Source organism: Mesorhizobium sp. M1027 (genome assembly GCF_040318745.1).
Lineage (GTDB): Bacteria > Pseudomonadota > Alphaproteobacteria > Rhizobiales > Rhizobiaceae > Mesorhizobium.
On record NZ_JAMYMW010000006.1, the window covers coordinates 1 to 16,446 of the forward strand.

13 protein-coding genes and 1 pseudogene are annotated in these 16,446 nt (G+C 65.2%); 10 read left to right on the forward strand and 4 right to left on the reverse strand.

Annotation, left to right across the window (positions count from 1 at the left end):
* Nucleotides 1-347: 347 nt before the first annotated feature.
* From NKH50_RS12845 to NKH50_RS12865, 5 genes and pseudogenes are all read left to right on the forward strand, one after another.
* Nucleotides 348-722, forward strand: a complete 375-nt coding sequence (locus NKH50_RS12845; protein ID WP_352879145.1) for a hypothetical protein — start codon at nucleotides 348-350, stop codon at nucleotides 720-722.
* A 239-nt stretch (nucleotides 723-961) separates the two neighbouring features.
* Nucleotides 962-1,585, forward strand: coding sequence for a CDGSH iron-sulfur domain-containing protein (locus tag NKH50_RS12850; protein WP_352824068.1), 624 nt, complete (start codon nucleotides 962-964; stop codon nucleotides 1,583-1,585).
* A 97-nt stretch (nucleotides 1,586-1,682) separates the two neighbouring features.
* Nucleotides 1,683-2,051, forward strand: a pseudogene (locus tag NKH50_RS12855) (endonuclease domain-containing protein).
* Nucleotides 2,052-2,219: 168 nt separating this feature from the next.
* Entirely contained in the window at nucleotides 2,220-4,247 is a 2,028-nt protein-coding gene (locus NKH50_RS12860) for a hydantoinase/oxoprolinase N-terminal domain-containing protein (protein WP_352879147.1), read from the forward strand.
* 254 nt (nucleotides 4,248-4,501) lie between these two features.
* Entirely contained in the window at nucleotides 4,502-6,676 is a 2,175-nt protein-coding gene (locus NKH50_RS12865) for a malate synthase G (RefSeq protein WP_352691908.1), read from the forward strand.
* Between the two features lie 223 nt (nucleotides 6,677-6,899).
* On the opposite strand, the gene NKH50_RS12870 is transcribed toward NKH50_RS12865, so the two are convergent.
* The 4 genes from NKH50_RS12870 to NKH50_RS12885 form a co-directional block, all read right to left on the reverse strand.
* Complete coding sequence (locus NKH50_RS12870) at nucleotides 6,900-8,432, reverse strand: YifB family Mg chelatase-like AAA ATPase (protein ID WP_352686193.1); 1,533 nt, start codon at nucleotides 8,430-8,432, stop codon at nucleotides 6,900-6,902.
* A 163-nt stretch (nucleotides 8,433-8,595) separates the two neighbouring features.
* A complete protein-coding gene (gene gshB, locus NKH50_RS12875; RefSeq protein WP_352879150.1) occupies nucleotides 8,596-9,537 on the reverse strand; it encodes a glutathione synthase in 942 nt (313 codons plus the stop codon).
* 220 nt (nucleotides 9,538-9,757) lie between these two features.
* Entirely contained in the window at nucleotides 9,758-10,132 is a 375-nt protein-coding gene (locus tag NKH50_RS12880; protein WP_352879152.1) for a GtrA family protein, read from the reverse strand.
* 8 nt (nucleotides 10,133-10,140) lie between these two features.
* Nucleotides 10,141-11,148: a glycosyltransferase gene (locus tag NKH50_RS12885; protein ID WP_352879154.1), complete on the reverse strand. Its 1,008-nt coding sequence runs from the start codon at nucleotides 11,146-11,148 to the stop codon at nucleotides 10,141-10,143.
* 129 nt (nucleotides 11,149-11,277) lie between these two features.
* Here NKH50_RS12885 and NKH50_RS12890 point away from each other — a divergent pair, with 129 nt between their 5' ends.
* The 5 genes from NKH50_RS12890 to NKH50_RS12910 all read left to right on the forward strand — a co-directional run bounded on the left by NKH50_RS12890 (nucleotide 11,278) and on the right by NKH50_RS12910 (nucleotide 16,446).
* The gene (locus NKH50_RS12890) at nucleotides 11,278-13,080 is read left to right on the forward strand and encodes a GtrA family protein (protein WP_352879156.1); all 1,803 of its coding nucleotides are present in this window, start codon (nucleotides 11,278-11,280) and stop codon (nucleotides 13,078-13,080) included.
* A 132-nt stretch (nucleotides 13,081-13,212) separates the two neighbouring features.
* Nucleotides 13,213-13,980 carry an SDR family NAD(P)-dependent oxidoreductase gene (locus NKH50_RS12895; RefSeq protein WP_254815718.1) on the forward strand — a complete coding sequence of 256 codons (768 nt, stop codon included), beginning with the start codon at nucleotides 13,213-13,215 and terminating at the stop codon, nucleotides 13,978-13,980.
* Complete coding sequence (locus NKH50_RS12900; RefSeq protein ID WP_352507090.1) at nucleotides 13,980-14,930, forward strand: 2-dehydro-3-deoxygalactonokinase; 951 nt, start codon at nucleotides 13,980-13,982, stop codon at nucleotides 14,928-14,930. Before NKH50_RS12895 ends, NKH50_RS12900 begins: the two co-directional genes overlap by 1 nt.
* Nucleotides 14,927-15,565, forward strand: coding sequence for a 2-dehydro-3-deoxy-6-phosphogalactonate aldolase (locus NKH50_RS12905; protein ID WP_352507083.1), 639 nt, complete (start codon nucleotides 14,927-14,929; stop codon nucleotides 15,563-15,565). Before NKH50_RS12900 ends, NKH50_RS12905 begins: the two co-directional genes overlap by 4 nt.
* A complete protein-coding gene (locus NKH50_RS12910) occupies nucleotides 15,565-16,446 on the forward strand; it encodes an SMP-30/gluconolactonase/LRE family protein (protein ID WP_352686199.1) in 882 nt (293 codons plus the stop codon). The genes NKH50_RS12905 and NKH50_RS12910 overlap by 1 nt, the downstream gene beginning before the upstream one ends.

Below are 16,446 nucleotides of genomic sequence, written 5' to 3' on the forward strand. Positions count from 1 at the left end.
GGGTGTTGTTTAAAAGACACAGCGGCTTTATATGGACGCTGCTGAAGCCTGATCGTTGCCCCGGGTCGGCCCGCCCCCTCGCCGGCCGCTTCGCGGCCACCTCTCCCCCACTTTGTGGGGGCGAGGAACCCAGGCTTCGTGAGGCTTCGGCGATTGGCGGTTTCCTCGCCCCACGAAGTGGGTTGGGGGAGGTGGTTTGCGAAGCAAACCGGAGAGGGGTCTCTTGCTTGGCAACGTCGCGCGTCTTGCGGGCGCAAATGCGGGGATCACCTCTTCCACCCATCCCGCCGCCATGCCATGTTCCCTCACGCGGCCGGGCAGGCCGTTTCATTCCGGGGGGAATCATCATGTTATCCTACGCTTTCGTGCGCCGCGCTGCCGCGGCGCTTTGCCTTGCCGCCTTGTTTGCGCCCGTTGCGCATGCCGGCGATGTCACGTTCGAGATCAGGAACAGCCATCCGAACGCCATGCGCGTCGAGCTCTACAGCCAGGACCGCGACCATGTCTGGCCGGGCAACAATCAGGATTATTATCTCAATGACGGCGAGACCAAGTCGATCCCGCTGTCTTGCAAGGACGGCGAATCGATCTGCTACGGCGCCTGGGTCGACGGCGACGACAGCATCTATTGGGGCGTCGGTCCCGGCAACACGGAAAAATGCGACGATTGCTGCTACACCTGCAGCGGCGGCGAGACCGAGGAGATCGATCTGGTGCCGTAGCGCGCGAATCTCCCCCCTTGAGGGGGAGATGGCCGGCAGGCCAGAGGGGGTCGGTACGTCCTGATGCGACGTCCCATCGCGGACAGATGATGCCGGCGCTCCACGCGCAACGACCCCCTCTGTCGCCTTCGGCGACATCTCCCCCTCAAGGGGGGAGATCAGGCGCCCAGCCTCTCAGGCAGCTTGACGCCGTCCCGGCCGCCGCCATAGCGTGACGCCTTCAGCAAGGAGATGCACCCATGGCAGTGGTCGAAGGCGAAAAAATCGATATCGGCTTTTCCGGGCGCCGCTGCATCCATTCGCGCAATTGCGTGCTGGGCGATCCGCATGTCTTCGTGCCCAATGCGCCCGGCCAATGGATCCACCCCGAGGCGGCCAGCGTCGAGAAGATCGTGGCGCTCGCCGAAGCATGCCCGTCCGGCGCCATCACCTATGTCCGCAAGGATGGCGGGCCGCAGGAACAGCCGCCGGTGGTCAACACCGTGCGCATAAGGGAAAACGGTCCGCTGGCGGTCCACGCCGAGATCGTGCTGGGCGGCGAGACGTTCTTTCGCGCCACGCTGTGCCGCTGCGGCGCCTCGGAAAACAAGCCGTTCTGCGACGGCAGCCACACCAAGGCAGGCTTTGCCGCCACCGGCGAGCCGGCGCTGAAGGACACGCCGGCGCTGGAGGTGCGGAATGGCCCGCTGACCGTGACGCCGACGACCAACGGCCCGCTCAAGCTCGAAGGCAATGTCGAAATCGTCACCGGCACCGGCCACACGGTAGACCGCACCCAGCGCGCCTTCCTCTGCCGTTGCGGCCATTCCGCCAACAAGCCGTTCTGCGATGGATCGCACAAGCGCGTGGGGTTTGTGGGGTAGGAGGGCTGTCCGGCCAAGCTGCCAATCTCCCCCCAAGTGGGGGAGATGTCCGGCAGGACAGAGGGGGGCGCCATAGAGCGCCAATTTCAGCAGTACAATGCCTCATACGCCATTGCCTCCAAAACACCGCGCAAATGCCCGATCGATGCGTAAGGTCATGACCTCTGCTGAATTGAAGCTCTGGAACGAGCTTCGCGCGCACCGGCTGATGGGGCTTGGCTTTCGGCGACAACTTCCGGTCGCCGGTTACATTGTCGATTTCGCCTGCCCGGAGCAGAAGCTGATCGTGGAAGTCGACGGCTCCTAGCATACCGAAGCCGATGCTGTTGCCAGAGACGAAGCAAGGACAGTGCGCCTGGAACAGGACGGCTGGACCGTCCTGCGTTTCTGGAACGATGACATCATCCACATCGACAATGTCTGCCAGCATATCGTGATTGCGGCGGGGCTCGCCGAGCTGCCTTAGATCGTGGCAAGGTCGGCGGGACAGCGCCCCCTCTGTCCTGCCGGACATCTCCCCCACGAGGGGGGAGATTGGCCGTCACCACGATCATCGCCCGTGGCCCAGCCATCACGGCTTTATCGATCGGCCGGTATCCGCTAAGGGGCGGAGACGAATTCTCCGGACGCAAATATGACCGCCAGGCCCAAACCCTCACCCCTGTTCCTCGGCATCGACACCGGCGGCACCTACACCGACGCGGTGCTGTGGTCGGAGGCCGGTGGCCCAAGCGGCAAAGTGCTGGCAAAGGCCAAGGCGCTGACGACGCGCCACGATCTCGCCGTCGGCATATCGGGCGCGGTCGATGCGGTGCTGCAAAAAGCCGGCACCGACCCGACTGCGATAAAACTGGTGTCGATGTCGACGACGCTTGCCACCAATGCGCTGGTCGAGGGCCAGGGCGGGCGCGTAGCACTTGTGATGATCGGCTTTGCCGAAGGCGACCTGGCCCGTGACGGGCTGAAGACGGCGCTCGGCACCGATCCGGTGGTGTTCTGCCCCGGCGGCCACGATGTTCATGGCAATGCGGCAAAGCTCGACCTGTCCGGGCTGGAGGCAGCCTTGCCGGAACTGGAAAAGTCGGTGTCCGGCTTTGCCGTCTGCGCCTATTTCGCCACCCGCAATCCGGCGCACGAGCTAAGCGCGCGGAACCTGATCCGCGACATAACAGGCCTGCCGGTCACCGCCAGCCACGAACTGTCGGCCAAGCTCGGCGGGCCGCGCCGGGCGCTGACGACCTTGCTCAACGCCAGGCTGATCTCGATGATCGACCGGCTGGTCGCGGCAACCGAAGGCTTTTTGGCCGCGCGCAACATCGCCGCGCCGCTGATGGTGGTGCGCGGCGACGGCGCTTTGGTCTCGGCCGCCTTTGCCCGCCAGCGGCCGATCGAGACGATCCTGTCCGGCCCGGCCGCCAGCCTCGTCGGCGCCCGCCACATGACCGGCCTCGACGATGCCGTGGTCTCCGACATCGGCGGCACCACCACCGACGTCGCCGTGCTCGACAAGGGCCGGCCGCGGCTCGATCCGGAAGGCGCCACCGTCGGCGGCTTCCGCACCATGGTCGAGGCCGTCGCCATGCGCACCTTTGGGCTGGGCGGCGATTCCGAAGTGGCGCTGGAGGACGGCGTGCTCAGCCCGAAGATCCTGCTCGGGCCGCGCCGCCTGGTGCCGCTGGCGCTGGCCGGCATGATGCATGGCGAAGCGGTTACATCAGAGCTGGAACGCCAGTTGCGGGCTCCCAATCCTGGCCGCATGGACGGACGCCTGGCGGTTCGGACCGGGGTGCCGGAGCGGCTCGCAGCCGGACTGACCGGTGCCGAAGCCAGGCTTTACGAGCTGATCGGTGCCATGCCGCAGGCTCTCGACAGATTGCTGACCTCGAATGCCCAGAACGCCACCTTGAACCGGCTGGTGTCGCGCGGGCTGGTGCATGTCGCCGGCTTCACGCCGTCGGATGCCGCGCATGTGCTGGGCAGGCAGGCCAATTGGGATGCGGCCGCGGCGCGTCTCGGTGCCGAGCTGTTCGCGCGCAGGCGTGACGGCCGCGGCCAGTTCATCGCCGCGTCGCCGGAGGCGATCTCGGAACGGGTGCTGACCGCGCTGACCCGGCTGTCGGCGGAAGTCATCCTCGAAACCGCCTTCGCCGAGGATGGGCTGGATGGTGCGGCGACCGTGGCGCATGCGCTGGTGCAGCGTGCCGTAGACGCGCATCCCGGCATCGCCCGGCTCAGCGTCGCGCTCGACCGCCCAGTCATCGGCCTCGGCGCCTCGGCGCCGCTGCATTATGCCGGCCTCGCCGAGCTGGTCGGCAACGACTGCGTCGTGCCGGAGGATACCGATGTCGCCAACGCGCTCGGCGCTGTCGTCGGCCAGGTCCGGGTTTCGGCCGAGGCGCGGGTCAGTCAGCCCAAGGAAGGCCTGTTCCGCGTCGCCTCAGGCGAAAGCGTGCGCGATTTCAACGACGAAGCGGCGGCAATCGCGGCGGCGGAGAAAGATGTGCGCGCGATTGCCGCTGGACGGGCGAAGGACGCCGGCACCGACAGCGCGGAGATCGAAATCGCCAGCGAGTTCCGCGTCTCGACCGTCGAGGGCCAGCGCATGTTCATCGAGGCGCATGTCGTGGCGGTGGCGTCGGGACGGCCAAGGATTGCGGTGTGAGCGCGTAATCTCCCCCCTCGAGGGGGAGATGTCGCCGAAGGCGACAGAGGGGGTCGCCTCGCATGAAGCGCGACTTCCTTGTGCCGCAGGAGGCCGAGCCCGGTCGAACCGACCCCCTCTGGCCGCTTCGCGCCCATCTCCCCCTCGAGGGGGGAGATCGGCAGCGAAAACGCCCTACCTTCACCTAAGCCGAATTGACCCTGCCACCCTGACATGTCAAAGGCCCGGCCTAGCCTTCGTCTGGAGAAGCCCTGATGACCGATCGCGTCGAGATCGCCGGATTGCGGATTGCCCGCGAGCTTCATGATTTCGTCGTGAACGAGGCGCTGCCGGGCACCGGCATCGAGGCGGAGGCATTCTGGAACGGTTTTTCGGCCATCGTCCATGATCTCTCGCCAAAAAATCGGGCGCTGCTCGAAAAGCGCGACGCCATGCAGGACAAGCTCGACCGCTGGTACCGCGACAATGGCGCGCCCGTCGACATGGAGGCCTACAAGACGTTCCTCCGCGAGATCGGCTATCTCCTGCCCGAGGGGCCGGCGTTCAGCGTGACCACCGAAAATGTCGACCCTGAAATCGCTTCGGTCGCCGGGCCGCAGCTGGTGGTGCCGGTGATGAACGCGCGTTATGCGCTGAACGCCGCCAATGCGCGCTGGGGTTCGCTGTACGATGCGCTCTACGGCACCGATGCCATTCCGGAGACGGACGGCGCCGAGCGAGGCAACAAATTCAATCCGGCGCGCGGTGCCAAGGTCGTCGCCTGGGTGAAAAGCTTCTTCGACGAGGCGGCGCCGCTCACCACAGGCAAATGGGCCGGCGTCAACGGGCTTTCGGTCGCCAACGGCATGTTGCGGCTCGGCGAGGGTGCCGGCGCCACCACGCTTGCCGACCTCAAGCAGTTTGCCGGCTATCGCGGCGATGCCGCCAATCCCGAAGCCGTCCTGCTGGTCAAGAGCGGCCTGCACATCGAAATCGTTGTCGACCACAACAACCAGATCGGCCGCACCGATCCGGCCGGCATTGCCGATGTCGTGCTGGAATCGGCGCTGACCACCATCCAGGACTGCGAGGATTCGGTCGCCGCGGTGGATGCGCAGGACAAGGTGCTGGTCTACCGCAACTGGCTCGGCCTGATGAAGGGCGACTTGGCGGAAGAGATCACCAAGGCCGGCAAGAGCTTTGTCCGCAGGCTCAACCCCGACCGCACCTATACCGCGCCGGATGGCGGCACGCTGACCTTGTCCGGCCGCTCGCTGATGCTGGTCAGGAATGTCGGCCACCTCATGACCAATCCGGCGATATTAGACCGCGAAGGCAACGAGGTGCCGGAAGGCATCATGGATGCGGCGCTGACGGTGCTGATCGCGCTGCACGACATCGGCCCGAAGGGGCGGCGCGCCAATTCTCGCGCCGGCTCAATGTATATCGTAAAGCCCAAGATGCACGGGCCCGACGAAGTTGCCTTCGCGGTCGAGATTTTCGACCGCGTCGAAGCGCTGCTCGGCATGGCGAAAAACACCATCAAGATGGGCATCATGGACGAAGAGCGGCGCACCACCGTCAACCTCAAGGAGGCGATCCGCGCCGCGAAAGATCGCGTCGTCTTCATCAACACCGGCTTTCTCGACCGCACCGGCGACGAGATCCACACCTCGATGGAAGCCGGCCCGATGATCCGCAAGGGCGACATGAAACAGGCCGCCTGGATTGCCGCCTACGAAGCCTGGAACGTCGATACCGGCCTCGAATGCGGGCTGGCCGGCCGCGCCCAGATCGGCAAGGGCATGTGGGCGATGCCCGACCTGATGGCGGCAATGCTGGCCGAGAAAATCGCGCACCCCAAGGCCGGCGCCAACACCGCCTGGGTGCCGTCGCCGACGGCAGCAACCCTGCATGCCACGCACTACCACAAGGTCGACGTCCACGCCGTGCAGCAGGCTCTGAAGAGCCGGCCCAAGGCCAGGCTCGACGACATCCTGTCGGTACCGGTGGCAAGGCTGCCGAACTGGTCTCAGGAAGACATCCAGAAGGAGCTCGACAACAACGCGCAGGGGATTCTGGGCTATGTCGTGCGCTGGATCGACCAGGGCGTCGGCTGTTCGAAAGTACCAGATATAAACGACGTCGGCCTGATGGAGGACCGCGCCACGCTGCGCATCTCCTCTCAGCACATCGCCAACTGGCTGCATCACCGCGTCTGCACGCCCGAGCAGGTCATGGAGACGATGAAGCGCATGGCGGCTATCGTCGACCGCCAGAATGAAGGCGATCCGCTCTACCGGCCGATGGCACCGGAATTCGACAAGTCCATCGCCTTCCTCGCCGCCTGCGATCTCGTCTTCAAAGGCCGCGTCCAGCCCAACGGCTACACCGAGCCAGTGCTGCACGCGCGGAGGTTGGAATTGAAGGCGAAAGGGCAGGAGCGATAGTCGCCAGCGTCCCCCTCCCCTCAAGGGGAGGGTGGCCCGAAGGGCCGGGAGGGGTCCTGGGTGCAGTGCGCTGACGCCCATTCTGACGATGCGCCTCGGGAAGAGCACGGCAACGCTCCGCACGCGGATCGGTTTCGAAATACAGCAAGGCCGAGGGTCCCACCACTGACCCCACCCGGCCGCTTCGCGGCCACCCTCCCCTCAAGGGGGAGGGGAGCGTCCCTCACGCCGCTTGTGCCATCCGCTCCGAACTCATGCGGTAGGAAATCGCCTCGGCCAGATGGATGCGGCCGACCGTCTCGCTGGCCTCAAGATCGGCCAGTGTCCGCGCCACCTTCAAGACGCGGTGGTAGGCTCGTGCGGAAAAGCCGAGCTTTTCGCTGGCATCCCTCAGCAGCGACAGGCCGGCGGCATCCGGCATGGCGATCTCCTCGATGACCGACGGCGAGCAATGCGCGTTGGTGGTGGCGGAGGTCGCGCCGAGCCGTTCGAAACGCTCACGCTGGATCGTACGGGCGCGGGCGACGCGTAGTGCCACAGCTGCGCTCTTCTCCGCCCGGTCCGGCCGGATCAGATCGCTGGCCGAGACCGCCGGCACCTCGATCCTGAGATCGATGCGATCGAGCAGCGGGCCGGAAATGCGCGCCTGGTAGTCGGTGCGGCAGCGGTCGCCGCGCAGGCAGCGATAGCCCGGCTCGCCGGCCATGCCGCAGCGGCACGGGTTCATCGCCGCGACCAGCTGGATGCGCGCCGGATAGGTGACGCGATGATTGGCGCGCGCGATCATGCAGTCGCCGGTCTCCAGCGGCTGGCGCAGCGCATCGAGCGCCTGCGGCGAGAATTCGGGAAACTCGTCGAGGAACAGCACGCCGTGATGGGCGAGCGAGGCCTCGCCCGGCCGCACGCGCAACCCGCCACCGACCATCGCCGCCATCGAAGCCGAATGATGTGGCGCGCGGAACGGCCGCCGGTCGGTGAGCTTTCCTTCCCCGAGCTCGCCGGCCACCGAGGCGATCATCGAGACTTCGAGCAATTCCCTGGGCGCCAGCGGCGGCAGGATCGACGGCAGCCGCTGCGCCAGCATCGACTTTCCCGACCCCGGCGGCCCGACCATCAAAAGATTGTGGCCGCCGGCGGCCGCCACCTCCAGCGCCCGCTTGGCGGTCTCCTGGCCCTTGATGTCGGCAAGGTCGGGCAGGTCGCGCGCCGCGGCATGGATGCCGGCTTCCGGCCGTGACAGAACCTGCGTGCCGCGAAAATGATTGGCGATGGCAATCAGGCTGCGCGGCGCCAATATGTCGAAATCCTTGCCGGCCCAGGCCGCTTCCGGCCCGCAGGCGAACGGGCAGATCAGGCCCTTGCCTTCGGCATTGGCGCCGATCGCCGCCGGCAGCGCGCCGGCCACCGCGGCAATGGTTCCGTCGAGCGACAATTCGCCAAGCACGACATAGCCGGCGAGCATGTCGCCCGGAATGGCGCCGAGCGCCGCCATCAGCCCGAGCGCGATCGGCAAATCGTAGTGGCTGCCTTCCTTCGGCAGGTCGGCGGGTGCCAGATTGACGGTGACCTTCTTCGACGGCATCGACAGGCCGGATGCATGAAGTGCTGCCTGCACCCGCTCGCGGCTTTCGGCTACAGCCTTGTCGGCCAGCCCGACGATGTGCATGTTGACCTTGCCCGGCGCGATCATCACCTGCACGTCGACCGGCACGGCCTCGATGCCTTGGAAAGCAACCGTGCGAACCCGCGCCACCATGTCTTCACCCCGGATGCAGGCTTTTGCCCCAAGCCTTTGCGATCATGCCGCGAACGGCGTCACCGGAGACAACCACAGATTTCCGGCGAAGGCAAGAACATTTGGGGAACGGCTGAACGCAACGGCTGCGATGGTTTGCAACGCGGCCGCTCGCGAAGCGAGGCTAGCTGCGCTTCTCCTCCACCGCATTCCAGAACAGGCTGGCGATGTCGGCGCCGCCGAAGCGCTGCACTTCGCGTATGCCGGTCGGTGAGGTCACGTTGATCTCGGTCATGTAGTCGCCGATGACGTCGATGCCGACAAGGATGAAGCCGCGCTCCTTCAGCGAGGGGCCGATGCGGGCGCAGATCTCGCGTTCGCGTTCCGTCAGCTCGGTCTTTTCGGCGCGGCCGCCGACATGCATGTTGGAGCGCGAATCGTGCTCGGCCGGCACGCGGTTGATGGCGCCGACAGGCTTGCCGTCGATCAGGATGATGCGCTTGTCGCCAGCCCGCACCTCCTTGAGATAGCGCTGCACGATGTAGGGTTCGCGGAACATCTGGCCGAACATTTCGAGCAGCGAGGCGAGGTTGCGGTCGGCCTCATGCAGGTGGAAGATGCCGGCGCCGCCATTGCCGTAGAGCGGCTTGACGATGATGTCGCCGAACTCCTTGCGGAAGGCGGCGACCTCGAGCGGATCCTTGGTGATCAGCGTATCCGGCATCAGGTCGGGAAATTCGGTGACGAAGATCTTTTCCGGGCTGTTGCGCACCCAGGCCGGGTCGTTGACCACCAGCGTCTTCGGATGGATGCGCTCGAGGATATGCGTGGTGGTGATGTAGTTCATGTCGAAAGGCGGATCCTGCCGCAAAAGGATGACGTCCATCTCCGATAGGTCGGTGCGGACTTCTTCGCCTAGCGAATAATGATTGCCCTTCTCGTCGCGGACCTGCATCGCCTCGATACGGGCAAACACCTTGCCATCGCGCAGCGACAGCCGGTTGGGCGTGTAGTGGAACAGCTGGTGCCCGCGCCGCTGCGCTTCCAGCGACAGCGCAAACGACGTGTCGCCGGCAATCGACACGGTGGAGATGTGGTCCATCTGGACGGCGACTTTCAGGGGCATGGGTGCTCTCCGGCGCACTTGGAGCGACGTGCGTCCACCTGGACGCACATACGCTCCAACATTCTTGAATCTATGCATCGTGCTTTCCGAAAATAGATTCCGATTTTTCGGGCCGATGCATCGACGAGAGCGATATAAGGAAATCGGCGGCCTCTGCCAATCGGCCAAGGTCATGATAAGGCTGCGCTTCGCTTGGCGCAGGCCCCAATGCGATGTGCGTTCAGCGGTCGAAGACCAGCCTGGAATAGCCGAGGAAGGACAGCGCCATGGCAACCAGTGAGGCGACCGCAAGGGCGACGAGCGGCGGCACCATCGGCAGCGCGAACAGCATGGCGCAATAGACGAGATAATTGACGAGGCTGGTGGCAATGCCGACGCCGCCATAGCGTGCGCCCTCTTGCGCGACGCCGCGGCTGGAAGGCGAGAAGGTCAGATGGCGGTTGATCAGCCAGGTGACGGACAGGGCAAAACCGATCGAGATGATGCGAGCCGCGAAGGGGCCAAGCGGCGCTATCGCCAACACCAGCCAAAGCGCCGCCGCGTCGGCGACGAAGCCGATGCCGCCGGCGACAATGAAGCGGGCGAGGCGTCCCATTTAGGGCTCTAAGCCGCCCGCGGGGTCTTGCGCGGTCCGGTCTTCAAAGTCGCGAGCGCACTTGCGCGTTCACGTTCGACGCGGCCGGAAGGCATCGACAGATAGAAGATACGCTTCTGCTCGGCCCGGCCGCGCGACACCGAATCGAGGATTACCCCGGTCACCGCCGCCAGCATCGACAGCAGCAGCAGCCCGACCGACAGTACCCACGTCGGCATGCGCGGCACAAGCCCGGTTTCGGCGAACTCGATCAGCACCGGCGCCATCAGAAACAGGCTTGATGCCAGGAAGAACACCGAAAAAGCGCCGAAGAAACGCAGCGGCTGCGTCTCCTTCATCAGCATGGCGAACATCCACAGGATCTTCGCGCCGTCGCGAAAGGTCGATAGCTTCGACGAGGAGCCTTCCGGCCGTCGGCCATAGTCGAGCCCGATCTCACTGACCGGCAGTTTGAGTTGCGAGGCGTGCACCGACATTTCGGTCTCGATCTCGAAGCCGCCGGAAACCGCGGGAAAGCTCTTCACGAAGCGCCGAGTGAAGGCGCGGTAGCCGGAGAAGATATCGGTGAAGTCGGAGCCGAACAGCCGCTTGTAGAGGCTGTTGAAGATGCGGTTGCCGAAGGCATGACCGGTCCTGCCGCCATCGTCGGTGACGCCGCGCCGGGTGCCCACCACCATGTCGGAGCGCTCGGTCAGCAGCGTGTTGATCAGTTGCGGCGCGTCCTCCGGCGTATAGGTGCCGTCGCCGTCGGCCATCAGGTAGATGTCGGCCTCGATGTCGGCGAACATGCGGCGCACGACATTGCCTTTGCCCTGGCGCGGCTCACGCACCACGATGGCGCCGGCAGCGCGGGCTCGGAGCGCCGTAAGGTCGCGCGAATTGTTGTCGTAGACATAGATCGCGGCGGAAGGCAGCGTTTCGCGAAAGCGCCGCACCACTTCACCGATCGTCAGCTCCTCATTGTAGCAAGGCAGCAGCACGGCGATGCTCGGCTCATGGCGCACGTCTTGTGGCATTTTCGTCTCCGGATGCCCTGTGAGGCCCCTGACCGCTCAAACGCTGGCCTCGCTCGGGCGGCTTTACTATTTATTGAAGCTGTTAAGGCTAGGTTTAAACCGCCCCGTATTCCTTCCAAAGGTCCTGATATGAGCACAGCCGACGATGGCGCCTCCAGTTGGAGGTCCGAGATCGCGCTGGCGCTGCTTGCCACATTGCTGGCGCTTGCCGTCAATGCCCTTGCCGGCTTCCCGGAACTGACCAATGCCGGCGGCGACAACGACAATCTGCTGCGCCTCGTCGAAGTTCGCGACATGCTCGCCGGCCAAAGCTGGTTCGATCTCCACCAGTACAGGATGGGCCTGCAAGGCGGCTTCGTCATGCACTGGTCGCGGCTGGTCGATGCGCCGATCGCCGCCATCATCATCGCCGTATCGGCCCTGACCGGCAGCGCGGCGCTTGCCGAGAATGTCGCGCAAGTGCTGTGGCCGGCGCTGCTCTTCTGCCTGACCGTATTTTTCACCGCCCGCGCCGCACGCAGCTTTGCCGGTCACGGCGCTGTGCTGCCGGCTGTCGTCGTCGGCGCCGCCGCACTGCATTTCCTCGGCATTTTTTCGCCCGGCGCGCTCGATCACCACAATGTCCAGCTGATGCTGAGCATAGCCAGCCTGAGCTTTTTGCTTGAAGCGCCGTTGCGCAGGGCGGCGGCATTGCTCTCCGGCCTGTGCGCCGGATTGATGCTGGCCATCGGTATGGAAACCGCGCCCTACGTTGCCACCATCGGCGCCTATGTCGCCATGCTGTTTGCCCTCGACGCCAATGGCGAGAGGTCGATCGCCAGGGATTTCGGCCTCGGCTTTGCCGGCGTTTCCGCTCTCGTCTTTGTCGCCACCATTGCGCCATCCGCCTGGGACCAGGCGCAATGCGACGCCTTCTCGACCGTGCAGTTCGTCGTCGCAGCGATTGCCGGAACCGGTCTTGCAACCATAGCGTCGACCGAGCCGGCGGGCCGCACGCGCCAACGGCGCATCGCCTCACTTGGCCTGCTCGCCATGCTATTGAGCGCTGTCGTCGTCTTGTTGTTCCCACAATGCCTGGCAGCGCCCTATGCCAATCTCGATCCGCGCCTCAAGGAGCTATGGCTTGATCACATCGACGAGGCGCAGTCGCTGTTCAAGCTGCTCGCTGAAGATCCGGCCGGGGTGGTGGCGCGCTATGCCACGCCGCTCATTGCGCTCGTGCTGATGGCGCTTCGCCTTGGCCGCGGTGGCTGGCGGCGGCAGGACAGCCTTGTCGGCGTGCTGCTTGTCGTGGCCTTCATCGTCAGCGCCTGGCAGGTACGCGGTTCGACATTCTCGATCGCCTTCGCCGTCATTCCGCTTGCCGCCTGGATTGCCAAATGGCGTCAACGGGCCGAGGCCAGCGCGTCGCGCGGTGTGGCGCTGCGCATGGCTGCCGTCTGGCTGGTTTCGGTGAATGCGGTCTGGACTGGGGCTGCCGCGGCGACCTCGGTAGCCTTCGACCACAGCAACACCACGGCGGATAATGGCGACGGCACCGACGTCGCTTGCCAGCGCAAGGCCTCCTTTGCGGCACTCGGCCGCCTGCCCGGCACCACCGTGCTGGCAATTTCCAATCTCGGATCGCCTATCCTGGCCTATTCCGGACATCGCGTCTTCGCCGGGCCTTATCATCGCAATGTCGCCGGCAACCTGCTGGCGCTCGATGCCTTCCTTGGGTCCGATGCCGATGCCAGGACGGTCGTCGCGGATCATAACGTCGGCCTCGTCGCGCTGTGCCCCGGCAGCGCCGAAAGCAAGCTCCTCGCAGCCAAGGCGCCGGCAGGCTTTCTTGCCGGGCTGATGCGCGGCAGCGTGCCGGAATGGCTTGCGCCGGTTGCCGGGACCAGCGTAGCCGCCGTCGAATTGTACCGCGTCCGGCTGGGCGGCTGATCGATCGGCGGCGCGTGCGGCCTTTTGTCGGACATAAGTCGCGCCAATCCACTCTTTCGCCCTTGCCCGCCCGACACGGCTGGATAGGATGCGCGCCGGCCGACCGAGATCATTGGACCGGGAGAGAATTTCATGATGCCATCGGCACGCTTTGCCGACCTCGAAGGCGCTTCGGTGCTGATCACCGGCGGCGGCTCCGGCATTGGTGCTGCCTTGACCGAAGGTTTTGTCCGCCAGGGGGCAAAGGTCGCCTTTATCGATATCGCCGACCGTCCGAGCCTGGCGCTGGCCGATCGGTTGGACAAGGAACTCGGCCGGCGGCCGTTCTATCTCAAGACCGACATACGCGACATCGAGGCATTGCGGGTATCAATCGCCAAAGCCGCCGAGGCGCATGGCGACGTGACCGTGCTGGTCAACAATGCCGCTCAGGATGACCGTCATGCCGTCGAAGACGTCACGGTCGAGTTCTGGGACAACAACCATGCCATCAACCTGCGCCCGCATTTCTTCAGCGCACAGGCGGTGGCGCCGGGCATGAAGCGGGCCGGTGGCGGCTCGATAATCAATTTCACCTCGACCTCGTTTCTCATCAACCATCCCGATATGCCGGCCTATACCGCCGCCAAGGCCGGCATCGTCGGCCTTACCAAGGGTCTCGCCGGCAAGCTCGGTGCCGACGGCATTCGCGTCAACGCGATCGCGCCCGGCTGGGTAATCACCGAGCGGCAGAGAAAGCTCTGGGTCACCGAACAGGCGCTCGCCGCTCACGTCGCCAAGCAGTGCATCAAGCGTGTGATGCAGCCGGAAGACATTGTCGGCACCGTGCTGTTCCTGGCGTCGGATGCTTCACGCATGCTGACCGCGCAGATGCTGATCGTCGACGGGGGGTTCCTGTGATCTCACCGAGCAAGGCAGCTTCCGTCGCAGCCGTCGACTGGGGCACCACCCGCATGAGGGTATGGCTGCTCGACGGCACCGGCGACGTTCTCGCCGAGCGGCGCGGCGATGACGGACTGATCACCGCTCAGGCTAAAGGGTTTTCGTCCATTCTCGAAGGGCATCTGGCCGCCATGGGCGCACCCGAAAACCTGCCGGTCATCATTTGCGGCATGGCCGGCTCGCGCCAGGGCTGGCTGGAGGCGCCCTATGTCAGCGTTCCCACGCCAATCGGCGCTATCCTGGCCGAAGCTGCCCGCATTCCCGGCCAGCGCCGCGATATCCGCATTGTGCCCGGCCTTGCCCAGCGCCTCGCCGATGCACCTGACGTCATGCGCGGTGAGGAAACGCAGCTTGCCGGAGCCGGTTTGCCGGCAAAGGGACGTCACCTCGTCTGCATGCCCGGCACCCATTCGAAATGGGTGCTGGTCGAGGACGGCTCTGTTGCCGGGTTCGGCACCTGGCCGACCGGCGAGCTGTTTTCGGTGCTGGCCGCGCACTCGATCCTGCGCCATTCGCTGGGCGAGCCGCCGCAGCCGGTTGCCGCCGAAAGTCCGTTTTTTCGGGACTGGTGCCTGAAGGCGTTGGCCGAAGGCGGTGACGTCGTTTCAAGTTTGTTCTCGATCCGCGCTGCTAGCCTGTTGCAGGACCTGAAGCCCGAAGATGCCGCCGCCTGCCTGTCCGGCCTGCTGATCGGCGGCGAGATCGCTTCGGCAAATCGCCGTTATGAAGCAAGCGCTGTGCCCGTCGTGCTGATCGCGTCGGGCGCACTCGGCACGCTCTATGCCGAGGCGCTCGGCCTTGCCGGGCTCGCTTTCAGGGCCGTCGACGCCGACGAGGCGGTGCGTGCCGGCCTTGCCGAAGCCGCGCGCGAGAATGGCATGATCGCCAAAAATGGAGTTGCCGCATGACCGAAACCGCACCTTTTCCAAAGCTCGAGCGGGGTCTGGTCGCGATCCTGCGCGGCCTGAAGCCAAGCGAGGCGGTGGCGATCGGCCAGGCGATCTTCGGCGCCGGCATCGAAGCGATCGAGGTGCCGCTCAACTCGCCCGAGCCCTTTGCCTCCCTAGCCAGCATTGTCGAAGCGCTTCCTCCAACAGCTCTGGTCGGCGCCGGCACGGTGCTCACCGCCGCCGATGTCGACGGTCTGCACAAGGCCGGCGGGCGGCTGCTGGTCAGCCCCAATATCGATGCCGAGGTCATGGGCCGTGCCATGCAGTACGGTATGGTGACAATGCCCGGCGTGTTCACGCCGACCGAGGCATTCCAGGCCATCCGGCTCGGTGCTTCGGCACTGAAATTCTTCCCGGCGAGCGTGCTTGGCGCGGCAGGCATTTCGGCGATGCGCGCGGTGCTGCCGGCCAATGTGCTGGTCGGCGCCGTCGGCGGCGTTTCAGACAAGGATTTTGCCGGCTATAAGGCAGCCGGCGTCAGCGTCTTCGGTCTTGGCTCCAGCCTGTTCAAGCCGGGCATGAGCGTCGACGAAGTGGCAGCACGGGCGAAAGCCGCAGTTCAGGCCTGGGACGCGGCGTTTGGAGTGGCATGATGAGCGAGACAATCGTTTCGGTTTTTTCCGACCATGTCTGCCAATTGGGCGAGGGACCAAGCTATGACCCTGCGACCGACACGCTCTACTGGTTCGACATCGTCAACGGCCAGCTCCTGGAAAAGCGTTTGTCCGGCGGTGCGGTCAAGATCCACGAGCTCCGCCAGATGGCCAGTGCCATTGCCGTCATCGACGACCAGCGTCAGCTGATCGCCACCGAGACCGGCCTGCATGTCCGCGACGTCGCGACCGGCAAGCTGACGCTGCACACCCCGATCGAGGCCGATAATACGGTCACCCGCTCGAACGATTCGCGCGTTCATCCTTGCGGCGCCCTCTGGGTCGGCACAATGGGCAAGGGCGAGGAGAAGGCCGCCGGTTCGATCTACTGGTTCTTCAAGGGCGAGCTGCGCCGGCTCTATGCGGATATCACGGTGCCCAATTCTATCTGCTTTTCCGAGGATGGGTCGATCGCCTATTACACCGATACCAGCACCGGCCTGTTGATGCGCGTCGGCTGCGATCCGGCGACCGGCCTCCCGGTTGGCGAACCGAAGGTCTTCGTCGATCACCGTTCGGCCAAGGGCTATATCGATGGTTCGGTGCTCGACCGCGACGGGATATTGTGGAACGCTTGCTGGGGCGGCAGCGTCGTCGAAGCCTATGGACCCGACGGCAAGCTTGTCCGTTCGGTGGCGATGCCGACGACGCAGCCGTCCTGTCCGGCTTTCCTCGGCAGGAATGCCGACCGGATCGCGGTCACCTCCGCCTGGTCGGGCAAGAGCGAGAAGCAGCGCCTGCTCGACCCGCAAGCCGGCATGACGTTTATGCTCGACATTCCGGTCAATGGTCGCTTCGAGCCGCGCGTGCTGATCGCCTGA

Bases quoted from the DNA above. Each gene is read 5' to 3' on its own strand.
- NKH50_RS12845 (WP_352879145.1), top strand. From the start codon at position 348: ATGTTATCCTACGCTTTCGTGCGCCGCGCTGCCGCGGCGCTTTGCCTT.
- NKH50_RS12850 (WP_352824068.1), top strand. From the start codon at position 962: ATGGCAGTGGTCGAAGGCGAAAAAATCGATATCGGCTTTTCCGGGCGC.
- NKH50_RS12860 (WP_352879147.1), top strand. From the start codon at position 2,220: ATGACCGCCAGGCCCAAACCCTCACCCCTGTTCCTCGGCATCGACACC.
- NKH50_RS12865 (WP_352691908.1), top strand. From the start codon at position 4,502: ATGACCGATCGCGTCGAGATCGCCGGATTGCGGATTGCCCGCGAGCTT.
- NKH50_RS12870 (WP_352686193.1), bottom strand. From the start codon at position 8,432: ATGGTGGCGCGGGTTCGCACGGTTGCTTTCCAAGGCATCGAGGCCGTG.
- gshB (WP_352879150.1), bottom strand. From the start codon at position 9,537: ATGCCCCTGAAAGTCGCCGTCCAGATGGACCACATCTCCACCGTGTCG.
- NKH50_RS12880 (WP_352879152.1), bottom strand. From the start codon at position 10,132: ATGGGACGCCTCGCCCGCTTCATTGTCGCCGGCGGCATCGGCTTCGTC.
- NKH50_RS12885 (WP_352879154.1), bottom strand. From the start codon at position 11,148: ATGCCACAAGACGTGCGCCATGAGCCGAGCATCGCCGTGCTGCTGCCT.
- NKH50_RS12890 (WP_352879156.1), top strand. From the start codon at position 11,278: ATGAGCACAGCCGACGATGGCGCCTCCAGTTGGAGGTCCGAGATCGCG.
- NKH50_RS12895 (WP_254815718.1), top strand. From the start codon at position 13,213: ATGATGCCATCGGCACGCTTTGCCGACCTCGAAGGCGCTTCGGTGCTG.
- NKH50_RS12905 (WP_352507083.1), top strand. From the start codon at position 14,927: ATGACCGAAACCGCACCTTTTCCAAAGCTCGAGCGGGGTCTGGTCGCG.
- NKH50_RS12910 (WP_352686199.1), top strand. From the start codon at position 15,565: ATGAGCGAGACAATCGTTTCGGTTTTTTCCGACCATGTCTGCCAATTG.